This window comes from Erwinia sp. JUb26 (assembly GCF_003751505.1).
Classification (GTDB): domain Bacteria; phylum Pseudomonadota; class Gammaproteobacteria; order Enterobacterales; family Enterobacteriaceae; genus Erwinia.
In genome coordinates this window covers 286,724-307,017 of sequence record NZ_RJVB01000008.1, presented here as the reverse complement: position 1 = coordinate 307,017, position 20,294 = coordinate 286,724, and the positions used below count along the sequence as shown (strand labels likewise).

Below are 20,294 nucleotides of genomic sequence, written 5' to 3'. Positions count from 1 at the left end.
AAACTGGTTCATCAGTGCTATGCGGTACTCAGGCATCAGTGCAATTTTGATGAAAATATCGGCGCGGCAGGTTGATATTCAAGACGGTAGCTGTTGGCGTCTCCTGGCCTGCTGCCTCCGCCTCAGCGCTGCGGAATGCCCTGCAGCCGCAGAGGCTGTCTCCCCTTTCATCAATGGCGTCGCGGTTCAAAGACAATGTCAGATAAAACCACCTGGCATATTCAGCAATCATGTCGGGGGTTAAGCGATAACGCCAGATAAAGGGGCCAGATACAGGGGTGTTTTCAACAGGTAACGTGGAAAATGAGGCAAGGACGGGCGGGCTTTGGCAAGGCAATCCGCAGCGCGGAACGGAGAGTAAGGCTGGACTTGCCAACAGGACGTTGGCGAGAGGTGAAGCTGGCGCAGGGACGCGCCATCTTCACCGGTCCAAAAGGCTGACGACCGCAGTGAGGGAACCGGGCAAAGCCCGGCGCGAGGACCGCCAGGCCAAAGCCCACCCGTCCTCGCTGCCACCAGTCCGCCAACCAACAAAATACAGCAAACTAATCGACCTGCCGAACCTCAACGCGCCATTCTGCAGCGTTGAAGACTTCATCCAACGAAACGAATACACATAAGGTCGTATTCAACAGGCAACACGGAATGTGAGGCGAGGACGGGTGGGCTTCGGCAAGGCAATCCGCAGCGCGGAACGGAAAGAGGTCGTTTTCAACAGGCAACGCGGAAAGTGAGGCGAGGACGGGTGGGCTTTGGAAAGGCAATCCGCAGCGCGGAACGGAAAGAGGTCGTTTTCAACAGACAACGCGGAAAGTGAGGCGAGGACGGGTGGGCTTTGGCAGGGCAATCCGCAGCGCTGAACGGAGAGAGGAAGGCTGGACTCGCCAACAGGACGTTGGCGAGAGGTGAAGCTGGTGCAGGGACGCACCATCTTCACCGGTCCAAAAGGCTGACAACCGCAGTGAGGGAACCGGGCAAAGCCCGGCGCGAGGACCGCCAGGCCAAAGCCCACCCGTCCTTGCGACTACCCGAACAACAATCATCAATACAACAGCGATCTATCCACCTGCCATCTGAGCAACAGCCCCGAGGCAACAGCAAGCGAAACAAGCCGATTAATCGACCTGCCGAACCTCAACGCGCAGCTCTTTCGGCACTTCAAACACGATGTTCTCTTCGCGACCAATCAGCTCAATGGCATCCACACCACCCAGCTGGTTAAGCCGCTGGATCACCGCCTGTACCAGCACGTCAGGAGCCGATGCCCCGGCCGTAACGCCAACGCAGCGCGCGCCCTTGATCCACTCTTCCTGAATATCATCGGCAGAATCGATCAGCCGCGCCAGCTTACCGGCGCGCTGCGCCAGTTCGGCAAGACGATTGGAGTTAGACGAGTTTTTCGAGCCAACCACCAGCACCACGTCCGCATCCTTCGACAGCGTACGTACCGCTTCCTGACGGTTCGTCGTGGCGTAGCAGATATCGTCTTTACGCGGCCCGACAATTTTCGGGAAGCGCGCGCGCAGCGCATCGATTACTTCATAGGTGTCATCCACCGACAGCGTGGTCTGGGTCATAAAGCACAGGTTGTCTTCATCCTTCACCTGCAGCTTCCACACGTCAGCGGGCTCCTCCACCAGGTACATGCCCCCTTTCGGGTTATTGTACTGGCCCATGGTGCCCTCTACCTCCGGGTGACCGGCGTGACCAATAAGAATCGCCTCGGTGCCCTTGCGGCTGGCACGCGCGACTTCCATATGAACTTTGGTCACCAGCGGACAGGTGGCGTCGAACAGCATGGTTAAATCGCGCGCCTTCGCTTCTGCACGCACCGCCTGCGAAACGCCGTGGGCGGAGAAAATCAAGATGCAGCCATCCGGCACCTCGCTGATTTCCTCAATAAAAATCGCCCCGCGCTCGCGCAGGCTGTTAACCACGTAGCGGTTATGCACCACTTCGTGACGAACGTAAATCGGTGCGCCGTACATCTCCAGCGCACGCTCGACAATGCTGATAGCGCGATCAACACCCGCACAAAAACCGCGTGGGTTAGCCAACAGGATCTGCATTCGCCGCCTCCAGTACCGGATTGATCTCCAGTACTTCTACGTCAAAATGAATGGTCTGCCCGGCCAGCGGATGGTTGAAATCAACGGTGATTGAATCACCGGAAATCTCGCGGATCACACCGGGCATTTCGTTACCGTCCATGCCGGCGAACAGCATAATCGCGCCGACCTCCGGTTCCCCTGCCTGCATAAAATCGCGGCGCGAGAAGTACTGGATCAGATCCGGGCTGATGCCGCCGAAAGCGTCTTCAGACTCCAGCGCAAAAGCATGCTTGTCACCGACCTTCAGTCCGATCAGCTGGTTTTCCAGCCCCTCGGACAGGCTGCCGTCACCCAGACAGAACAGCGCAGGCTTGCCGTTATTGCGCGTGGATTCCGCGGTCGATCCGTCCGCCAGTTTTAAGGTGAAATGCACCAGCAGTGAGCTGTCGCGCTGTACTGTATCGATCATGCCCTACCCTTTATTCTTAGCCTGTTTACCGGCCGGGGTGATAAACCCTTCCAGTACGACCAGCGCAGCACCAATACAGATGGCGCAGTCGGCGATATTAAACGTGGCAAAGTGCCAGTCTCCAACGTAAAAATCGATGAAGTCCACCACGAAGCCATGATATGACCGGTCAAACAGGTTGCCTAATGCACCACCAACGATCAGCGCATAGGCGATGTTATTCAGTTTATTGCTCGCCGGGCTGCGGTACATCATCACCAGCAGCACGACAACGATGGCAATAGCAATACCGGCAAAGAACCAGCGCTGCCAGCCACCTTTATCGGCGAGGAAGCTGAAAGCCGCGCCGTAGTTGTGAGCATAAAAAAAGTTAAAATATGGCATCACCGGCATCGACTCATGCAGCATCAGCGTATTCATAATCCACTGTTTACTGGCGAAATCGATGCCAATCACCACCAGCACCAGCCATAGCCAGCGCAATCCGGTAGAGAGAACGGGGCGGCTCATTATGCAAACTTACGCAGTTCGCCGCTGCCCGCGACGTTGGTGGCACAGCGGCCACAAACGTCTGCATGCGCAGCGTTCTGACCGATATCGGTGGTGTAATGCCAGCAGCGCGGGCACTTCTCACCTTCTGCTTTATGCAGAGCGATCTTCAGGCCTTTGATGACCTCGCTCTGCTGCGCATCGTCGGTTGCCTGAGCGTAATCCGCCACCGCAGCACCGGAGGTCAGCAGCACAAAGCGCAGCTCTTCACCCAGGCTGTTCAGCTTCGCGGCCAGCTCAGCATCGGCGTACAGCGTGACGCTGGCTTCCAGCGAGCCACCAATGCGCTTGTCGGCACGCGCCTGCTCAATCACTTTGTTGACCTCAGTACGCACTTTCAGCAGGTCCGCCCAGTAGGCGTCGTTCATCGACTCGTCCGCCGCAAGGCTGAACAGGCCATCGAACCACTCTTCGGTAAACACGTACTGGCTGCGTTTGCCCGGCAGGTATCCCCAGATCTCATCGGCGGTAAACGACATGATCGGTGCCATCCAGCGCACCAGCGCCTCGGCGATGTACCACAGCGCGGTCTGGCAGCTGCGGCGCGCCAGGCCATCGGCCTTCGCGGTGTACTGACGATCTTTGATGATGTCGAGGTAGAAGGAACCCATTTCCACCGAGCAGAACTGCATCAGGCGCTGAACCACTTCGTGGAAATCATAGGCTTCGTAAGAGGCGACGATATCGTTCTGCGCATCCAGCGCACGACCCACGGCCCAGCGATCGACCACCACCATCTCTTCCGGCTTCACCAGATCGGTTTCCGGATTAAAGCCCGCCAGGTTAGCCAGCAGGAAGCGCGCGGTGTTACGAATGCGGCGATAGCTGTCAGCAGAACGCTTAAGGATTTCATCGGATACGGCGATTTCACCGGAATAGTCGGTAGAAGCCACCCACAGACGCAGAATATCCGCGCCCAGCTTGTTCATGACGTCCTGCGGCGAGACGGTATTGCCCAGCGATTTGGACATCTTGCGGCCCTGACCGTCAACGGTGAAACCGTGGGTCAGTACCTGACGATAAGGCGCTTTGCCCTTCATCGCCGTCGAGATCATCAGTGAGGACATAAACCAGCCGCGATGCTGGTCAGACCCTTCCAGATACATATCCGGGGTGTGGCCGCCGAACTCAGGGCGCGCATCCACCACCGAGTAGCTGGTTGAACCGGAGTCAAACCACACGTCCAGCGTGTCCGGTACTTTCACATAGTTGTCGGCGTCATCGCCCATCAGATCACGCGGATCAAGATCCCACCATGCCTGGATGCCTTCTTCCTCTACGCGCAGCGCGACTTTTTCCATCAGCGCCAGGCTGTCCGGATGCAGCTGCTCGGTGTCTTTGTGCACGAACAGCGACATCGGCACGCCCCAGGTACGCTGGCGTGAGATACACCAGTCAGGACGGTTCGCCACCATGGCTTCGATACGCGCCTGGCCCCAGTCCGGGATCCACTGCACGCCTTTGATCTCTTTCAGCGACTGCGCACGCAGACCTTTCTGATCCATGCTGATAAACCACTGCGGGGTGGCACGGAAAATGATCGGCGTTTTGTGACGCCAGCAGTGCGGGTAGCTGTGGTGCAGTTTTTCAACGTGCAGCAGTGCACCTTTTTCTTTCAGCAGCTCAACGATCATATCGTTGGCTTTAAAGACGTTAACGCCGTCCAGCGTCGGGTAGGTACCCGGCAGATAGGTGCCGTCCGGGCCAACCGGGTTCGCGGTTTCCAGACCGTATTTCTGACCGATGACATAGTCATCCGGGCCGTGACCCGGTGCGGTATGCACGGCACCGGTACCGGCTTCCAGCGTAACGTGCTCACCCAGAACGACCTTCGACTGGATCTGCTCCAGGAAGGGATGCTGGAACAGCTGAAGCTCCAGCGCCTCACCTTTGCATTCGCCCAGCACGGTCCACTCGGCGACGCCCGCGCGCTTCATCACGCTTTCCACCAGCTCTTTCGCCAGGATCAGGCTGCGGCCGTCGATCTGCAGCAGCTGATACTCAAATTCCGGATGCAGGGAGATACCGCGGTTAGCCGGCATGGTCCACGGGGTGGTGGTCCAGATAACCAGTGAAACCGGGCCTTCTGAAGCGGCAACGCCAAACTTCGCGCGCACGGCATCGGCATCCAGCGCGTTAAACATCACGTCAATGGAAGGTGAGGTTTTGTCGTAATACTCAACTTCGGCTTCCGCCAGCGCAGAGCGGCAGTCCAGGCACCAGTGCACCGGCTTCGCGCCTTTGTGCAGGTGGCCGTTACCGATGATTTTACCCAGCGCGCGGATGATGTTGGCTTCGGTTTTGAAGTTCATCGTCAGGTACGGGCGATCCCAGTCGCCCAGCACGCCCAGGCGGATGAAGTCGGCTTTCTGCCCTTCTACCTGCTCGGCAGCGTATTTACGGCAGGCAGCGCGGAACTCGGCCGGGGTGACTTTCTCACCCGGCTTGCCGATCATCTGCTCAACTTTGTGTTCGATAGGCAGACCGTGGCAGTCCCAGCCCGGCACGTACGGCGAATCGTAGCCCGCCATGCCTTTCGACTTAACGATAATATCTTTCAGAATCTTGTTAACTGAGTGACCAATATGAATGCTGCCGTTCGCATAAGGAGGGCCATCATGAAGGATAAAGGTTTTTTTCCCTTTTTTGGCTTCGCGGATGATGCCGTACAGGTTGTCATCATACCAACGTTGCAGCATTCCCGGTTCGCGTTTGGCCAGATCGCCACGCATCGGGAACCCCGTTTCCGGCAAATTCAGGGTAGATTTATAGTCACTCATCAGATTCTCGATTCCGTATTTCGCTTCAGTTCTGTTTAAACCGGTGTCTTTAGCCCGAAAAAGTCGCGGGCCGTCACCACATCTTTAGCAATTTGCTCTTTCAGTGCATCGAGCGAGGCAAAGCGCTGCTCGTTGCGAATTTTTTTACGCAGCACCACGTCAATATGGCGTCCGTATAGGTCGATAGCGACATCCAGCAGGTGCACTTCAAGCTGCTGACGCAGCCCGGCAACGGTCGGTCGGGTGCCAATATTGGCAACGCCCGGCAGTGGACGATCCCCCAGGCCCAGCACTTCAACGGCGTACACCCCTTTTACCGGGGAAACGGTACGACGCAGCGGCAGGTTAGCGGTGGGGAAACCAATCGTCCGGCCCAGTGCATCGCCGTGGACCACGCGACCAGAAATGCTGAAGGGATGCCCCAGCAAAACGGCTGCCTGCGCCAGGTCATCGTCTGCCAGCGCCTGGCGTACTGCCGTACTACTGATGCGTTTGCCATTATCGCAAAATGTCTGGGTGCTGATGACATCGAAACCGTATTCGACGCCAGCCTTCTGTAATAACAGGAAATCGCCCTGGCGACCAGCGCCAAAGCGGAAATCATCACCGACGACAAGGAACTGCACGCCCAGCTTATCGACCAGCAGATCGGCAATAAAGCTTTGCGCCGTATGGGCGGCAAAACGTCTGTCAAAGCGGACGCACAGCACGTTATCGATACCGGCCTGCTCCAGATAACGCACTTTTTCGCGCAGGCGGGTTAGCCGCGCCGGGGCACCGTCAACCGCGAACAGCTCCAGCGGCTGGGGTTCAAACAGCATCACCATCACCGGCAGATTGCGCTGTCGCCCTTCTTCGCAAAGGCGCGCCAGCAGCGCCTGGTGACCGCGGTGTACGCCATCGAAATTACCGATAGCCAGTACGCAGCCGCGATGCTGCTCTCTCAGGTTATGTATACCGCGGATAAACTTCATGGCTGGCTCAAATTTGTGGAAATCGGCGGATTATACCTTGTACAGCGATGAAGGTTAACCCGCGATTGCGGGCTTTCGCGCTTTCTTACTGCCATTTCATTCTGTATGGTACTTGCTGGCCATGGGATTATATTTTTCTTGTGAATAAGCTGTATTCGCCAGACTGAAGCTGGTAGAATCTTGCGCCATCGAAACGTAACCAAGTGCCAATGTTTCATCGGCGCTTATTTGCACAAATCCATTGACAACCGAAGGCGAAAAGGGCATATTCCTCGGCCTTTGAATTGTCCTCATAGAACTATTTGGGAGTTGGACCTTGGCTAATATCAAATCAGCTAAGAAACGCGCAGTAACGTCTGAGAAGCGTCGTAAGCACAACGCTAGCCGTCGTTCAATGATGCGTACCTTTGTTAAGAAAGTATACGCAGCTATCGCTACTGGCGATAAAGCAGCTGCACAGGCTGCATTCAATGAAATGCAACCTATCGTGGACCGCCAGGCAGCTAAAGGCCTGATCCACAAAAACAAGGCTGCTCGTCATAAAGCAAACCTGGCTGCACAGATCGGCAACCTGGCTTAATGCCAGTTTGTTAATCCGCGTTAAAAAGACCGCCTTACGGCGGTTTTTTTATGCCTGTTAAACGGCAAACAGCGCGCTGAAATCTTTATTGCAGATACGCTGCACCGCCGGATGCTGGATCATCCTTTCGGCAAAAATGACGTGGTACTCCTCCATCACCGCTTCCGGCCGGCCCAGTTCGACAATCCCTTCATCGTAGTAGCTTTCTTTTCCGTACAGCGTGGGTGCGACAAAAATGGCCCGGTTAGCGACACCAAAAGCCTTCATCAGCGCCGCATCGTCGAACTCACCGAGAATGGTCACGTCCAGATTCTGCGACTGAAACCAGTTCAGCAGCCGACGCCCCAGCATCGATCGCCGGCCGGGAACCAGCACATTATGCGCGGTCAGGCAGGCCGGAAACGCGCTGTCGGGCAGCGCGTCGTGGCACCAGAAGCTGACGCCGCATTCGCCCAGCTTGACGGAAAACAGCCCCGCCTGCTGCGAAGAATCGACCGGGCAGTCGGAGAGGATCATATCCAGCTTGTGCTCACTGAGCTGCTCCAGCAGCAGCTCATGGGTCGATTCAAAGCAGCGCAGATGAATAGGCTCCGCTTCCTGTACGGCGGTTGCGAGGATCTGGCTGACCAGCTTTTTGGACAGAGCATCGGCCACGCCGACGTCAAACAGCAGGCTCGCTTCCTTACGGTAGTTAACGATATCCAGCATTTCCTGGCTGAGGGTAAACATGCGGTCGGCGTAGCGGAACACCAGTTGCCCCAGCTCTGAGGGCACCAGCCCCCTTCCCTGACGTTTGAACAGGCGGCCCTGCAGACGCTCTTCCAGCGCCTTCAGCTGGCCGGTAATGGTCTGCGGCGTGAGGTTGAGTACCTCGGCAGCTTTAACCACCGAGCCGGTTTTACAGACCTGCCAGAAGTAATAGAGGTGGTTAAAGTTCATCTGCGACATGTCATCCTCCGCGACGCGCTACTTCAGCTTCACTCGCAGCAGCAGATAGCCCACCACGGCGGAAACCACCGAGCCGGCGAGGATACCCAGCTTCGCCAGCGTGACCATCTCTTCATGCTGCGCATCAAAGGCCAGCGAGGCGATAAAGATCGACATGGTAAAGCCAATCCCGCACAGCACGCCAACGGCGGCTATATCGACCATTTTGGTACGCTCGGGCAAAGCGGCAATTTTCAGCTTCACCGCCAGCCAGCAGATCAGCGTAATACCCAGCGGCTTGCCGATAAACAGGCCAAGGATAATCCCCAGCGGTACGGCGGAGAAAAGGCCGTTGAGCGAGACGCCGCTCAGCGAAACGCCGGCATTGGCAAAGGCAAACAGCGGCAGGATGATCCAGCTGACCCACGGCTGTAATCCGTGCGCTAAATCAATCGACGGTGAAACGTCCCCCTTTCCCTTCAACGGGATAAAGAAGCCGACGATCACGCCAGCCAGCGTCGCGTGAACGCCGGACTTCAGCACGGCCACCCACAGCACGACCCCGACCAGCAGATACAGCGAGGTCTTACGCACCCCGCACAGATTCAGCAGCGCCAGCGCCAGGACAGAGGCAGCCGCCACGCTCAACGAAACTAGTGAAAGATCGCTGGTGTAGAAGAAGGCGATAATCACGATGGCACCAAGGTCATCAATCACCGCCAGCGCCATCAGGAACATTTTTAACTGTACCGGTACCCGGCTACCCAGCAGCGCGAGGATCCCCAGTGCAAAAGCGATGTCCGTAGCGGTAGGGATCGCCCAGCCGTGGATCGCCAGTGGATCGTTATGGTTAAAGGCGGTGAAGATCAGGGCCGGAGCCAGCATTCCGCCCAGCGCGGCGATCAGCGGGAACATCGCCCGCTCGCGGCTGTTCAGCGAGCCGGTGACCAGCTCGCGCTTCACCTCAAGGCCAATCAGCAGGAAGAACAGCGCCATCAGCGCATCATTGATCCACAGCAGCAGATCTTTGTTGATGTCGAGTTCGCCAAAACGGAACTGCACCGGCATCGCCAGTAGCGCCTGATACCCCTGCTGCGTAGTGCTGTTGTTCGCCAGAAACATCGCGATGGCAGCGGCCACGATCAGTACCACACCGCCGGTGGCGTCATTGTTAAGCAGACGCTTGAGAGCTGTTTTCATCGAAGATTCCATTAATTCGAGTGTGAGCGTAAAGAAGCCCACAGCATACTCGCTTTAACTCTTCGTAAAAAACAGATTATAAATGGTTAACCGATCGGAATTTCCGAATGAAAAAAATGGGCAGCCTTTGTTGAGGCCGCCCATCTGATGACGCGCTTAAAAGATAAAAACGGATTAACGCGTCAGATCGTCGAAGAACTTTTTCACGCCGTCAAAGAAGCTCTTTGAACGCGGGCTGTTCTGATCGCCGCTCGGGCCACCAAAGCTCTCTTCCAGCTCGCGCAGCAGCGCTTTCTGCTTGTCGTTCAGGCTGACCGGAGTTTCCACCACCACGCGGCACAGCAGGTCGCCCTGCGCACCACCGCGCACGGATTTCACGCCTTTACCGCGCATGCGGAACAGCTTGCCGGTCTGCGTTTCCGCCGGCACTTTCAGCTTCACGCGGCCGTCAAGGGTAGGCACTTCAATCTCGCCGCCCAGGGCTGCCATCGCAAAGTTAATCGGCACTTCGCAGTACAGGTTGTTTTCTTCACGTTCGAAGATACGGTGTTTTTTCACCTGAACCTGAACGTACAGATCGCCCGACGGCGCGCCGTGCTCGCCGGCTTCACCTTCACCAGTCAGGCGGATGCGGTCACCGGTATCCACGCCAGCTGGAATTTTCACCGACAGCGTTTTCGACTTCTCAACGCGTCCGTGGCCGTGACAGGCGTTGCACGGATCTTTAATCACCGAGCCGCGACCGTGACAGGTTGGACACGCCTGCTGGACGGTGAAGAAGCCCTGACGCATCTGTACCTGGCCTGCACCGTGACAGGTTGAACAGGTCTGCGGCTTGGTCCCCGCTTTCGCACCGCTGCCGTGGCAGACTTCACACTCTTCCAGCGTTGGAATGCGGATCTCTTTGGTCACGCCGCGTACCGCTTCTTCCAGCGTCAGTTCCATGTTGTAGCGCAAATCAGCACCGCGTGCGGCGCGCTGTTGACGGCGGCCTCCGCCGAAAATATCGCCGAATACGTCGCCAAAGATATCGCTAAAGTCTGCACCACCACCACCGCCGAAACCGCCGCCGCCGCCCATTCCGCCCTGTTCAAAGGCAGCATGGCCGTACTGATCGTAAGCCGCACGTTTCTGCGCATCGGTCAGAATTTCGTACGCCTCTTTGATCTCTTTGAATTTCTCTTCGGCTTCTTTATCGCCCTGGTTGCGGTCGGGGTGGAACTTCATCGCAAGACGTTTATAAGCCTTTTTGATTTCACGCTCTTCCGCAGATTTGGAAACGCCTAAAACCTCGTAATAGTCTTTCTTCGCCATTGTTATTGATCCTGCCCTTAACATGCGTGCACGGGCGGGGAGAAATCTCCACGCCCGTGCTGGTTAATACGATGCTCCACCGAGGGAGCATCATGCCCGCTCAAGGGCGATTATTTCTTGTCTTTAACTTCTTCGAATTCGGCGTCAACGACGTCGTCATCTTTTTTGCCTTCGGCTGCATCGGCTGCGCCGCCAGCGGCCTGCTGCTGCTGAGCAAACTCCATCAGCTTGCCTGACACTTCCATCAGCGCCTGGATTTTCGCTTCAATCTCAGCTTTGTCTTCGCCTTTCAGCGCAGTATCCAGCTCGGTCAGAGCCGCTTCGATTGGCGCTTTCACGTCTGCTGGAAGTTGGTCACCGGCATCGGTCAGCTGCTTACGGGTGCTGTGCGCAACCTGGTCACCCTGGTTACGGGTCTGCACCAGTTCTTCAAACTTGCGGTCAGACTCAGCGTTAGCTTCCGCATCGCGCACCATTTTTTCGATCTCTTCGTCGTTCAGACCGGAAGAGGCCTTAATGGTGATCTTCTGCTCTTTACCGCTGTTTTTGTCTTTAGCGGATACGTGCAGAATACCGTCGGCGTCGATGTCGAAGGTCACTTCGATCTGCGGCATGCCGCGCGGTGCTGACTGGATACCGTCAAGGTTGAACTGGCCCAGTGACTTGTTATCCGCAGCGCGTTTACGCTCACCCTGCACAACGTGGATGGTTACCGCAGACTGGTTGTCTTCAGCGGTAGAGAACACCTGGCTGTGCTTGGTTGGAATGGTGGTGTTCTTGGTGATGAGTGAAGTCATCACGCCGCCCATGGTTTCGATACCCAGTGACAGTGGGGTAACGTCCAGCAGCAGAACGTCTTTCACTTCACCCGCCAGCACGCCACCCTGTACGGCTGCGCCCACGGCAACGGCTTCGTCCGGGTTAACGTCTTTACGCGGCTCTTTACCAAAGAACTCAGCCACTTTTGACTGCACCATTGGCATACGCGTCTGGCCACCAACGAGGATGACGTCGTTGATATCAGATACGGACAGGCCCGCATCCTGCAGCGCAACTTTCAGCGGCTCGATAGAGCGAGCAACCAGGTCTTCTACCAGTGATTCCAGCTTCGCACGAGTCACTTTGATGTTCAGGTGCTTAGGACCGGTCGCATCAGCAGTGATGTACGGCAGGTTCACGTCGGTCTGCTGGGCAGAAGACAGTTCGATTTTCGCTTTTTCAGCAGCTTCTTTCAGACGCTGCATGGCCAGCGGATCGTTGTGCAGATCGATGCCTGAATCTTTCTTAAACTCAGCCACCAGATAGTTGATCATGCGGCTGTCGAAGTCTTCACCACCCAGGTGGGTATCACCGTTGGTTGCCAGAACTTCGAAGGTTTTTTCGCCGTCAACTTCATCGATTTCGATGATAGAGATATCGAAAGTACCACCACCCAGGTCGTATACCGCGATAGTGCGGTTACCCTGGCCTTTATCCAGACCGTAGGCCAGTGCGGCTGCGGTTGGTTCGTTGATGATACGTTTGACTTCCAGACCGGCGATACGACCCGCATCTTTGGTTGCCTGACGCTGTGCATCGTTAAAGTAAGCCGGTACGGTAATAACCGCTTCGGTCACTGGCTCACCCAGGTAATCTTCTGCTGTTTTCTTCATTTTTTTCAGCACTTCTGCAGAGATCTGCGGAGGTGCTACGCGCTGGCCTTTCACGTCCAGCCATGCGTCACCGTTGTCAGCGCCAACGATTTTGAACGGCATGATTTTAATATCACGCTGTACTTCTTCATCCTGGAAGCGACGGCCAATCAGGCGCTTGATCGCAAACAGGGTATTCTGCGGGTTGGTCACGGCCTGACGTTTAGCAGGCTGACCTACCAGCGTTTCACCGTCCTGAGTGTAAGCAATGATGGATGGCGTAGTGCGATCGCCTTCCGCATTCTCCAGTACACGTGCCTTGCCGCCATCCATGATAGCGACACAAGAGTTAGTCGTACCCAGGTCAATACCAATAATCTTACCCATCTAAACGTCTCCCACTTAAATTCATTTCAAATCAGGTTATGAACCTTAAATGCGGGCATTTCTCACAGTTTCAACTGCTCATCCCGCTCTTTTTTTCCAGGTCCGTAGCCTCGGATGCCAAATAAGATGGGGCCGCAAAGCGCCGCATCAAGGGGCAACAGCAAAAAAAAGTCGTTTTTTTTTAAAAAAAACGGACCGGCGCAGGCCAGTCCGGTTTAACCACGATAAAACGAGGGTTACTGGGCGCTCACCTGCTGCAGTAAAACACGCTGCGCGGACGCGCGTTTGAGCCACAGGCCGACCAGTACGCCGACCCCGGCCAGGCCAAGAACGTAGTAAGCCGGTGCCATCGGCGTCAGCTTCATCATCAGCGTCACCATGATGGGCGTCAGCCCGCCGAAAATGGCATATGAAAGATTGTAAGAGAAGGAGATACCGGTAAAACGAACCGCAGGGGGAAATGCCGACACCATCACGAAAGGCACCACGCCAACAACGCCCACGCACAGACCGGCCAGCGCATAGGCGCTGAACAGCCAGGCCGGATACTCTGCGGCAACGGTAAAGAAGGTCCAACTGGTCACCGCCAGCAGCAGGCTGCCGGCAATCAGCGTGGTCGCCGCGCCAATACGATCGACCAGCGCACCGGAAATAATGCAGCCGAAAATCAGCATCACCGTGGCCAGGCTGTTCGCTTTAAGGGTCAAGGCGGCGGGCAGGCCGTGCAGTTTTTGCAGCAGCGCCGGGGCCATCAGCAGCACCACCACAATGCAGGCGGAGAGCAGCCAGGTCAGCAGCATCGACACCACCACGCTCTGGCGATGATGGGCAATCACCGTTTTCAACGGCAGCTCATCCGATAAGGCTTTGCGATGCTGCATTTGGGTAAACACCGGCGTTTCATGCAGCCAGCGGCGCAGGTACATGGCCAGCAGACCAAAAGCACCACCCAGCAGGAACGGAATGCGCCAGCCTGTCTCAGCGATGGCCTGCGGCGTCATGCTGGTATTTATCAGCGTGGCGACCAGCGAGCCCAGCAAAATGCCAAAGGTCAGCCCGGCGGTCAGCGTACCGCAGGCAAAGCCCACGCGCTTTTGCGGCACGTGTTCGGCCACGAACACCCAGGCACCGGGCACTTCACCACCGATCGCCGCGCCCTGCAATAACCGAAGCAGCAGCAGCAGAATGGGTGCAGCAATACCCAGCGTGGCATAGGTCGGCAGCAGCCCCATCGCCAGCGTGGGCAGGGCCATCAGCAGAATGCTCAGACTGAACATTTTCTTGCGCCCTTTGCTGTCGCCAAAGTGGGCCATAATCAGGCCGCCTAACGGGCGGGCAAGGTATCCTGCAGCAAAGATGGCGAACGTCTGCAGCTGACGCAGCCATTCAGGGATATCGGCAGGGAAAAACAGTTCGCCGATCACGGCGGCAAAAAAGACGAAGATAATAAAGTCGTAGAATTCCAGCGCGCCACCGAGCGCGGCGAGCACCAGGGTTTTATAATCCTGTCGGTTCAAAGGTCGTGCGTGTTCTTGTTCCATGATTCTTAGGGTAATTCCATAGTCAGAGAGCAGAAAAATAATTACACCTTGTAAAGCTATGCTTACTATAACGGCAATTATCATCTACACCAGACGGCACTGGATCTTATGCCTGAGAATCCTGTTTTTTAGCTGTTTGTTTCGCGGCGAGCGCTTTTCGGCCTGAATGCTGCTACCACCTGCGGGTGGGTCTCAATATAAGGCCCGTCCAGCAGCTGAATGCAGTAGGGAATGCTGGCAAAAATACCGTGCACGGTCGTCTTGCCCTGCTCATCCTTCAACCCTTCCAGCGTCTCTTTGATCGATTTAGGCTGCCCCGGCAGATTAATCACCAGCGACTGTTTGCGGATCACCCCAACCTGACGTGAAAGGATCGCCGTCGGCACAAAATTCAGGCTGATCTGGCGCATCTGTTCGCCGAAGCCGGGCATTTCACGATCGGCGATCGCCAGGGTGGCATCGGGCGTCACGTCGCGTCGCGCCGGGCCGGTGCCGCCGGTGGTCAGCACCAGATGGCAAAACAGTTCATCAACCAACTCGCAGATCGTCTGCTCGATCATCGGCTGCTCATCGGGCACCAGACGCTTCTCAATTTTGAACGGCGTCGATAGCGCTGCAGAAAGCCAGTCTTCCAGCGCGGGCAGGCCCTGATCCTGGTAGATGCCGTTTGCCGCGCGGTCAGATACGGAGATCAGGCCAATGCGAAGTGTATTCATAGGGATTTGCCGTCAGATAAAGAAAGTTAACGCAAGGATAAACCATAGCAAAGCAGGATGTATAGCGAGGGTGGGCGATATGAACAGTTGGGTCAGCCAAAATAGCTGGAGTTGTAGCAAGGCGGCAAGCGGGCAAATCCCCGGGAGTTTACAAAGGTAAGTGACCGGGGTGCGCCCGCACAGCCAACGCCGCTACAGCGTCAGATATGAAGCTGGGCCAGCCAAAATAGCTGGAGCTGTAGCAAGGCGGCAAGCGGGCAAATCCCCGGGAGCTTACAAAGGTAAGTGACCGGGGTGCGCCCGCGCAGCCAACGCCGCTACAGCTTCAGATATGAAGGCTGTTACAGCAGGTCAGCGATCATCTTGTCAAGCTTGCCCTGATCGACGGCAAAGTTACGGATGCCTTCAGCCAGTTTCTGAACCGCCATTGGATCCTGGTTGTGCTGCCACAGGAACTCTGCTTCGGTCATTTTCGCCGGACGTGCTTTCACTTCACCGGTGAAGGACAGCTTGCGCTCGATGCTGCCTTCGGTCTCAGCCAGCTCTTTCAGCAGGCCCGGAGAGATGGTCAGACGGTCGCAGCCAGCCAGTTCAATGATTTCGCCTACGTTACGGAAGCTTGCGCCCATCACCACGGTTTCGTAACCGTGCTGCTTGTAGTATTCGTAGATTTCAGTCACGGAAACAACGCCTGGATCTTCTGCTGGCGCGTACTCTTTCTTATCGGTGTTGGCTTTGTACCAGTCGAGGATACGGCCAACGAATGGCGAGATCAGGTACACGCCCGCTTCGGCACAGGCACGCGCCTGAGCGAAGGAGAACAGCAGGGTCAGGTTACAGTTGATGCCTTCTTTTTCCAGCTGCTCGGCGGCACGGATGCCCTGCCAGGTCGACGCCAGTTTGATCAGGATGCGGTCGTTGCTGATGCCAGCATCGTTGTACAGTTTGATCAGGCTACGCGCTTTAGCAATGCTGCCTTCGGTGTCGTAAGACAGACGCGCATCCACTTCGGTAGAAATACGACCCGGAACCAGCTTAAGGATTTCCAGACCGATGTTAACGGCCAGTTTGTCGGCTGCGAAAGAAACCTGTGCTTCTTTATCGCTGCTCTGCTCGCGCGCCCAGGTCACGGCTTCATCAATCAGCTTGCGGTATTCTGGGATTTGGGCAGCGCTGAGGATCAGAGAAGGGTTGGTGGTGGCATCCTGCGGTTTGTAGAGTTTCATCGCCGCGATGTCGCCGGTATCGGCAACAACGGTAGTGATCTGACGCAGGGAGGATAATTTGTCCGTCATAGTTGTCATTCTCATCAAGGTTGAAACAAGGTTGATTTGTCAGGGTGTTGAAAATGTCTGCCCCGGATGATAGCACGCGTACCCGGCCATGCAACAACCATAAAACCCTGTGCCACAGCGGGATAAAACCTCAACACAAACGGGCTTTTTCCGTTTCTTTACGATGAATCAGCAGATCCACCAATGACAGCGATTTGTCCTCTGTTAACGCTTTTTTGCTACAGTATGCGCTGGCAATTTTTCGCGATGCACAAGGACCCCCGATCATGCTGATGGTAATTTCCCCCGCAAAAACGCTGGACTATGAAAGCCCGCTTGCGACCCAACGTTTTACCCAACCCGCGCTGCTGGATGAGTCGCAGAAACTCATTAAAATTGCCCGCAGGCTTTCCCCTGCCGATATCGGTTCACTGATGCATATCAGCGACAAGCTGGCGGTGCTCAACGCGGAGCGCTTCAATGACTGGCAGCCGGATTTCACCCCGGAAAACGCCCGTCAGGCGATTCTGGCATTCAAGGGTGACGTGTACACCGGCCTGCAGGCGGAAGGCTTCAGCGAAGATGATTTCGACTATGCCCAGCAGCATCTGCGCATGCTCTCCGGCCTTTATGGCCTGCTGCGCCCGCTGGATCTGATGATGCCGTATCGACTGGAGATGGGCATCAAACTGGATAACCCGGCGGGGAAAGACCTCTACAGCTTCTGGGGCGACAGGCTGACCCATGCGCTGAATGACGCGCTGGCCGCGCAGGGTGATAAAGTGCTGGTGAACCTCGCTTCCGATGAATACTTCAAAGCGGTAAAACCGAAACAGCTGAACGGCGAGATTATCAAGCCGGTATTTTTAGATGAGAAGAACGGCAAGTTTAAGGTGATCAGCTTCTACGCCAAGAAGGCGCGCGGCCTGATGAGCCGCTACATTATTCAGAACCGCCTGACAAAACCTGAACAGCTGAAAAAGTTTGATGTCGATGGATACCACTTTGATGCTAATTTAAGTTCCGGCAACGAAATAATATTTAAACGCCACGAAAAAGCGTAGCTCGCGACATTATATCCTCCCGTGTAAATAATGAGAGGATATAATTACTAGTAAAATTCCAACATCATCGTACCGCTACCCTGGCGTGGCCCTGCGGGAATATCCAGTGCTTTTGCATGAAGGACCGACGAAACATTCACCCGGGTATCTCCTTCAGGCACGCTTAACGTCATTCCACTTATCAAATTAACGTCGTTGCTATACAGCGTGGTTGTTACCAGCCCGTCATTACCCAGTTCAATATCACTCTGTTTCAGCAGTTTTAACGTCATTGTTGCCGGTAAATTACATTTAATAATAATACCCTTCGATGCCCGATTACCGTTCAGAGAATTAGCCGCAAGCGTGTTATGATTAAGCGTCAGACTATCCTGAATGCTGCACTCCACCTGATCCTTGCCCGGCGGGGCGGCACAGTTCGAACCCGGTATCAGGGTGGCGATTAAGTTTTCGGTAACGGCCATTCCCGCACACATCTTGTCATACGGACCACCCATTATCCCAGCCCAGCCTCCGTTTTGGCCAAATTTTTGGGTAAACGCTTTCCAGGCATCTTGATCCGTTGCTCCAGCAGGAATATTCACTGATTTAAAATACGCCCCGCCACATCGGCTTATTGAACGGATATAAAGACAGACGCCCACCTTGCACCCCCCAGTGTGGCACATGACCCCCGTAGTGGGCTGCGATGGCCAAGAGTAATTACCATTGACTACCCCTGGGTTTGCTTTAAGAAACTCCATAGTGACAACCGACCAGGCGGATGACGAAAACAAATTCAATATGCAGAAGCACAGAATATAAAAAAACCTCATTTTTAACTCCTTTTAAATCTTTTTGGAAATAATCCTTGCAACTGCAAACCACAGCTAAAAAATGATACCATTTCTTTACTGTAATATAAACCGGTTATATACTATGCCACGTTGATAATTTCAGTGCTGAATGGATCAGCAGCGCAAGCTAATCTGCGTTTATATATGGAACCAGCAACAACTATGAATAAACTAAGAATTCACTTACTGACCATCCTGATCATTTTCCCCATTGCCTTTCCAGCCGTTTCCGGAACACCCTCGACGGTCACGGTGAAAGTCAACGTAATGGCTCCCACTCCATGCAAAATTAATAATGGCGACCCCCTGAATAGCGTGGATTTTAAGGAGATCAGGCCAGACAGAATTGATGGTTCTAATTATAAGCAACCGATCAATTACACCATCACCTGCAGCTCCTGGAGTAGTTCCCGGCAGATATCGTTAACGTTGGTGGGCGATGGGGCGAGCTTTGATAATAAATACCTTAAAACCGATCATCCCTCACTTGGCATAAAATTTCTGGCTGATGATAAACCGTTCGACCTGAACAAGCCACTGGTACCCAGTTACCCTAAACAGCCTGTCCTGCAGGCCGTACCGGTGAAGTCAGGTAATATCACAACAGGTGGGGGGAAGTTCAACGCCAGCGCCACGCTGAAAATAGACCTTCACTAAGTCTGACCACTGATAAAAAAAGGTCCCCTGAGGGGACCCTATCTCATGCCTACAGTGTTACTTCTTCAGCAGGAATTCTCGCAGATCGGCGAACTCGGCCTTCATCTTGTGCGACAGCAGCGGCAGATCCGCGCGCTCGGCCAGGGCTTCCGGCAGAGGCAGCTTGCGGTCGAGGATCGCTTCCACGCTCTCAATGAACTTCGCCGGATGCGCCGTGCCCAGGAACAGGCCAAACTCCCCTTCCTGGAGCTGATCGCGCAGCAGGCGATAGGCGATCGCCGCATGTGGCTCTGAGATGTAGCCCAGGTCGGCCAGTTCGCGCATGGTTTCTTTGGTGGTTTCATCACTCACCGCACCGAAGCCCAGATCCTGCAAACGCCAGGTTTTACGGCGGAAAATCTCTTCCACGCGCGGCCAGTTATTTGGCTGCGACACGTCCATGGCGTTAGACAGCGTGGCAACAGTGACATTTGGTGTCCACTGGCCGTCGGCCAGGAAGCGCGGCACGGTATCGTTGGCATTGGTGGCGGCGATAAAACGCTTCACCGGCAGGCCCAGTGATTTTGCCAGCAGGCCGGCGGTCAGATCGCCGAAGTTGCCGCTTGGAACCGAGATCACCAGCTGATTGCGTTTTTCCTGCGGCAGCTGCGCAACGGCTTCAAAGTAGTAGCAGATCTGCGCCAGCAGGCGGCTGATGTTGATCGAGTTCGCCGAGTTCAGGCCAATCGCCTTCTTCAGCTCTTCATCGTCAAAGGCCTGCTTAACCAGCGCCTGACAGGCATCAAAGTCACCGTCGATAGCGATAGTCTGGATGTTGCCGCCCAGCGTACAGAACAGTTTTTCCTGCAGCGGGCTGATTTTACCCTGCGGATACAGGATAACGACGCGCACGTTTTCCATACCGTAGAAGGCATGAGCCACGGCGGCACCGGTATCACCGGAGGTGGCGGTCAGAATAGTGATCTTCTCGTCTGAATCGCTGACATGCGACAGCATCTGCGCCATAAAACGGCCGCCGAAGTCCTTAAAGGCCAGCGTCGGGCCGTGGAACAGCTCCAGAGCGGCGATATCGTCCGTCACGCTGGCCACCGGTGCCGGGAAGGTAAAGGCGGTTTTCAGACGCGCCAGCAGCTGCTCTTTGGGAATTTCATCGCCGATAAATGCCGACAGGATTTTGCTGCTGCGAGTGACAAAGTCCTCCTCCAGCAGCGCATCAATATCGGTCAGTTCGAATTCCGGTAACTCCAGCGGAAAGAACAGGCCCTGCTGTGAACCCAGCCCCTGCTTCACCGCCTGGGCGAAGCTAACCTGCTCGTTGTGATCCTTAAGATTGTACAGTTTCAT

Annotated in this window: 17 protein-coding genes; 3 read left to right on the top strand and 14 right to left on the bottom strand. The window is 55.4% G+C overall.

What is annotated here, in order from left to right; translation table 11 throughout:
* Positions 1 to 1,115 precede the first annotated feature (1,115 nt).
* From ispH to ribF, 5 genes are read right to left on the bottom strand one after another with little or no spacing between them, the layout of a single operon-like run.
* Complete coding sequence (ispH, locus tag EC836_RS20355; RefSeq protein ID WP_123336473.1) at positions 1,116 to 2,069, bottom strand: 4-hydroxy-3-methylbut-2-enyl diphosphate reductase; 954 nt, start codon at positions 2,067 to 2,069, stop codon at positions 1,116 to 1,118.
* Entirely contained in the window at positions 2,050 to 2,520 is a 471-nt protein-coding gene (fkpB, locus tag EC836_RS20350; RefSeq protein WP_123336471.1) for an FKBP-type peptidyl-prolyl cis-trans isomerase, read from the bottom strand. Before fkpB ends, ispH begins: the two co-directional genes overlap by 20 nt.
* 3 nt (positions 2,521 to 2,523) lie before the next feature.
* Positions 2,524 to 3,030 carry a signal peptidase II gene (gene lspA, locus EC836_RS20345; protein ID WP_199735250.1) on the bottom strand — a complete coding sequence of 169 codons (507 nt, stop codon included), beginning with the start codon at positions 3,028 to 3,030 and terminating at the stop codon, positions 2,524 to 2,526.
* Entirely contained in the window at positions 3,030 to 5,849 is a 2,820-nt protein-coding gene (gene ileS / locus EC836_RS20340; RefSeq protein ID WP_123336467.1) for an isoleucine--tRNA ligase, read from the bottom strand. Before ileS ends, lspA begins: the two co-directional genes overlap by 1 nt.
* Positions 5,850 to 5,884: 35 nt before the next feature.
* Entirely contained in the window at positions 5,885 to 6,823 is a 939-nt protein-coding gene (gene ribF, locus EC836_RS20335) for a bifunctional riboflavin kinase/FAD synthetase (RefSeq protein WP_123336465.1), read from the bottom strand.
* A 316-nt stretch (positions 6,824 to 7,139) separates the two neighbouring features.
* Between ribF and rpsT the strand changes: the two genes are divergently transcribed.
* Positions 7,140 to 7,403: a 30S ribosomal protein S20 gene (rpsT, locus tag EC836_RS20325; protein WP_123336463.1), complete on the top strand. Its 264-nt coding sequence runs from the start codon at positions 7,140 to 7,142 to the stop codon at positions 7,401 to 7,403.
* A gap of 57 nt (positions 7,404 to 7,460) precedes the next feature.
* Here the strand turns inward: rpsT and nhaR are convergent, their stop codons facing one another.
* The 7 genes from nhaR to tal all read right to left on the bottom strand — a co-directional run bounded on the left by nhaR (position 7,461) and on the right by tal (position 16,414).
* On the bottom strand, positions 7,461 to 8,351 hold the full coding sequence (nhaR, locus tag EC836_RS20320) for a transcriptional activator NhaR (protein WP_123336461.1): 891 nt from the start codon (positions 8,349 to 8,351) through the stop codon (positions 7,461 to 7,463).
* Positions 8,352 to 8,369: 18 nt separating this feature from the next.
* On the bottom strand, positions 8,370 to 9,530 hold the full coding sequence (nhaA, locus tag EC836_RS20315) for a Na+/H+ antiporter NhaA (RefSeq protein WP_123336459.1): 1,161 nt from the start codon (positions 9,528 to 9,530) through the stop codon (positions 8,370 to 8,372).
* Between the two features lie 174 nt (positions 9,531 to 9,704).
* The gene (dnaJ, locus tag EC836_RS20310; protein WP_123336457.1) at positions 9,705 to 10,844 is read right to left on the bottom strand and encodes a molecular chaperone DnaJ; all 1,140 of its coding nucleotides are present in this window, start codon (positions 10,842 to 10,844) and stop codon (positions 9,705 to 9,707) included.
* 110 nt (positions 10,845 to 10,954) lie between these two features.
* Positions 10,955 to 12,862: a molecular chaperone DnaK gene (dnaK, locus tag EC836_RS20305; RefSeq protein WP_123336455.1), complete on the bottom strand. Its 1,908-nt coding sequence runs from the start codon at positions 12,860 to 12,862 to the stop codon at positions 10,955 to 10,957.
* A gap of 236 nt (positions 12,863 to 13,098) precedes the next feature.
* On the bottom strand, positions 13,099 to 14,403 hold the full coding sequence (locus tag EC836_RS20300; RefSeq protein WP_123336453.1) for an MFS transporter: 1,305 nt from the start codon (positions 14,401 to 14,403) through the stop codon (positions 13,099 to 13,101).
* A 128-nt stretch (positions 14,404 to 14,531) separates the two neighbouring features.
* The gene (gene mog, locus EC836_RS20295) at positions 14,532 to 15,119 is read right to left on the bottom strand and encodes a molybdopterin adenylyltransferase (RefSeq protein ID WP_123336451.1); all 588 of its coding nucleotides are present in this window, start codon (positions 15,117 to 15,119) and stop codon (positions 14,532 to 14,534) included.
* Between the two features lie 341 nt (positions 15,120 to 15,460).
* Positions 15,461 to 16,414 (bottom strand): transaldolase, encoded by a 954-nt coding sequence (tal, locus tag EC836_RS20290; RefSeq protein ID WP_123336449.1) that lies wholly within the window; start codon positions 16,412 to 16,414, stop codon positions 15,461 to 15,463.
* 266 nt (positions 16,415 to 16,680) lie between these two features.
* Between tal and yaaA the strand changes: the two genes are divergently transcribed.
* Complete coding sequence (gene yaaA / locus EC836_RS20285) at positions 16,681 to 17,457, top strand: peroxide stress protein YaaA (RefSeq protein WP_123336447.1); 777 nt, start codon at positions 16,681 to 16,683, stop codon at positions 17,455 to 17,457.
* A 47-nt stretch (positions 17,458 to 17,504) separates the two neighbouring features.
* Here the strand turns inward: yaaA and EC836_RS24670 are convergent, their stop codons facing one another.
* Positions 17,505 to 18,272: a hypothetical protein gene (locus EC836_RS24670; protein WP_148050394.1), complete on the bottom strand. Its 768-nt coding sequence runs from the start codon at positions 18,270 to 18,272 to the stop codon at positions 17,505 to 17,507.
* Between the two features lie 183 nt (positions 18,273 to 18,455).
* Here EC836_RS24670 and EC836_RS20275 point away from each other — a divergent pair, with 183 nt between their 5' ends.
* Complete coding sequence (locus EC836_RS20275; RefSeq protein WP_158612806.1) at positions 18,456 to 18,950, top strand: fimbrial protein; 495 nt, start codon at positions 18,456 to 18,458, stop codon at positions 18,948 to 18,950.
* A gap of 57 nt (positions 18,951 to 19,007) precedes the next feature.
* Here EC836_RS20275 and thrC read toward each other — a convergent pair whose 3' ends face one another.
* Positions 19,008 to 20,294, bottom strand: coding sequence for a threonine synthase (gene thrC, locus EC836_RS20270; protein ID WP_123336440.1), 1,287 nt, complete (start codon positions 20,292 to 20,294; stop codon positions 19,008 to 19,010).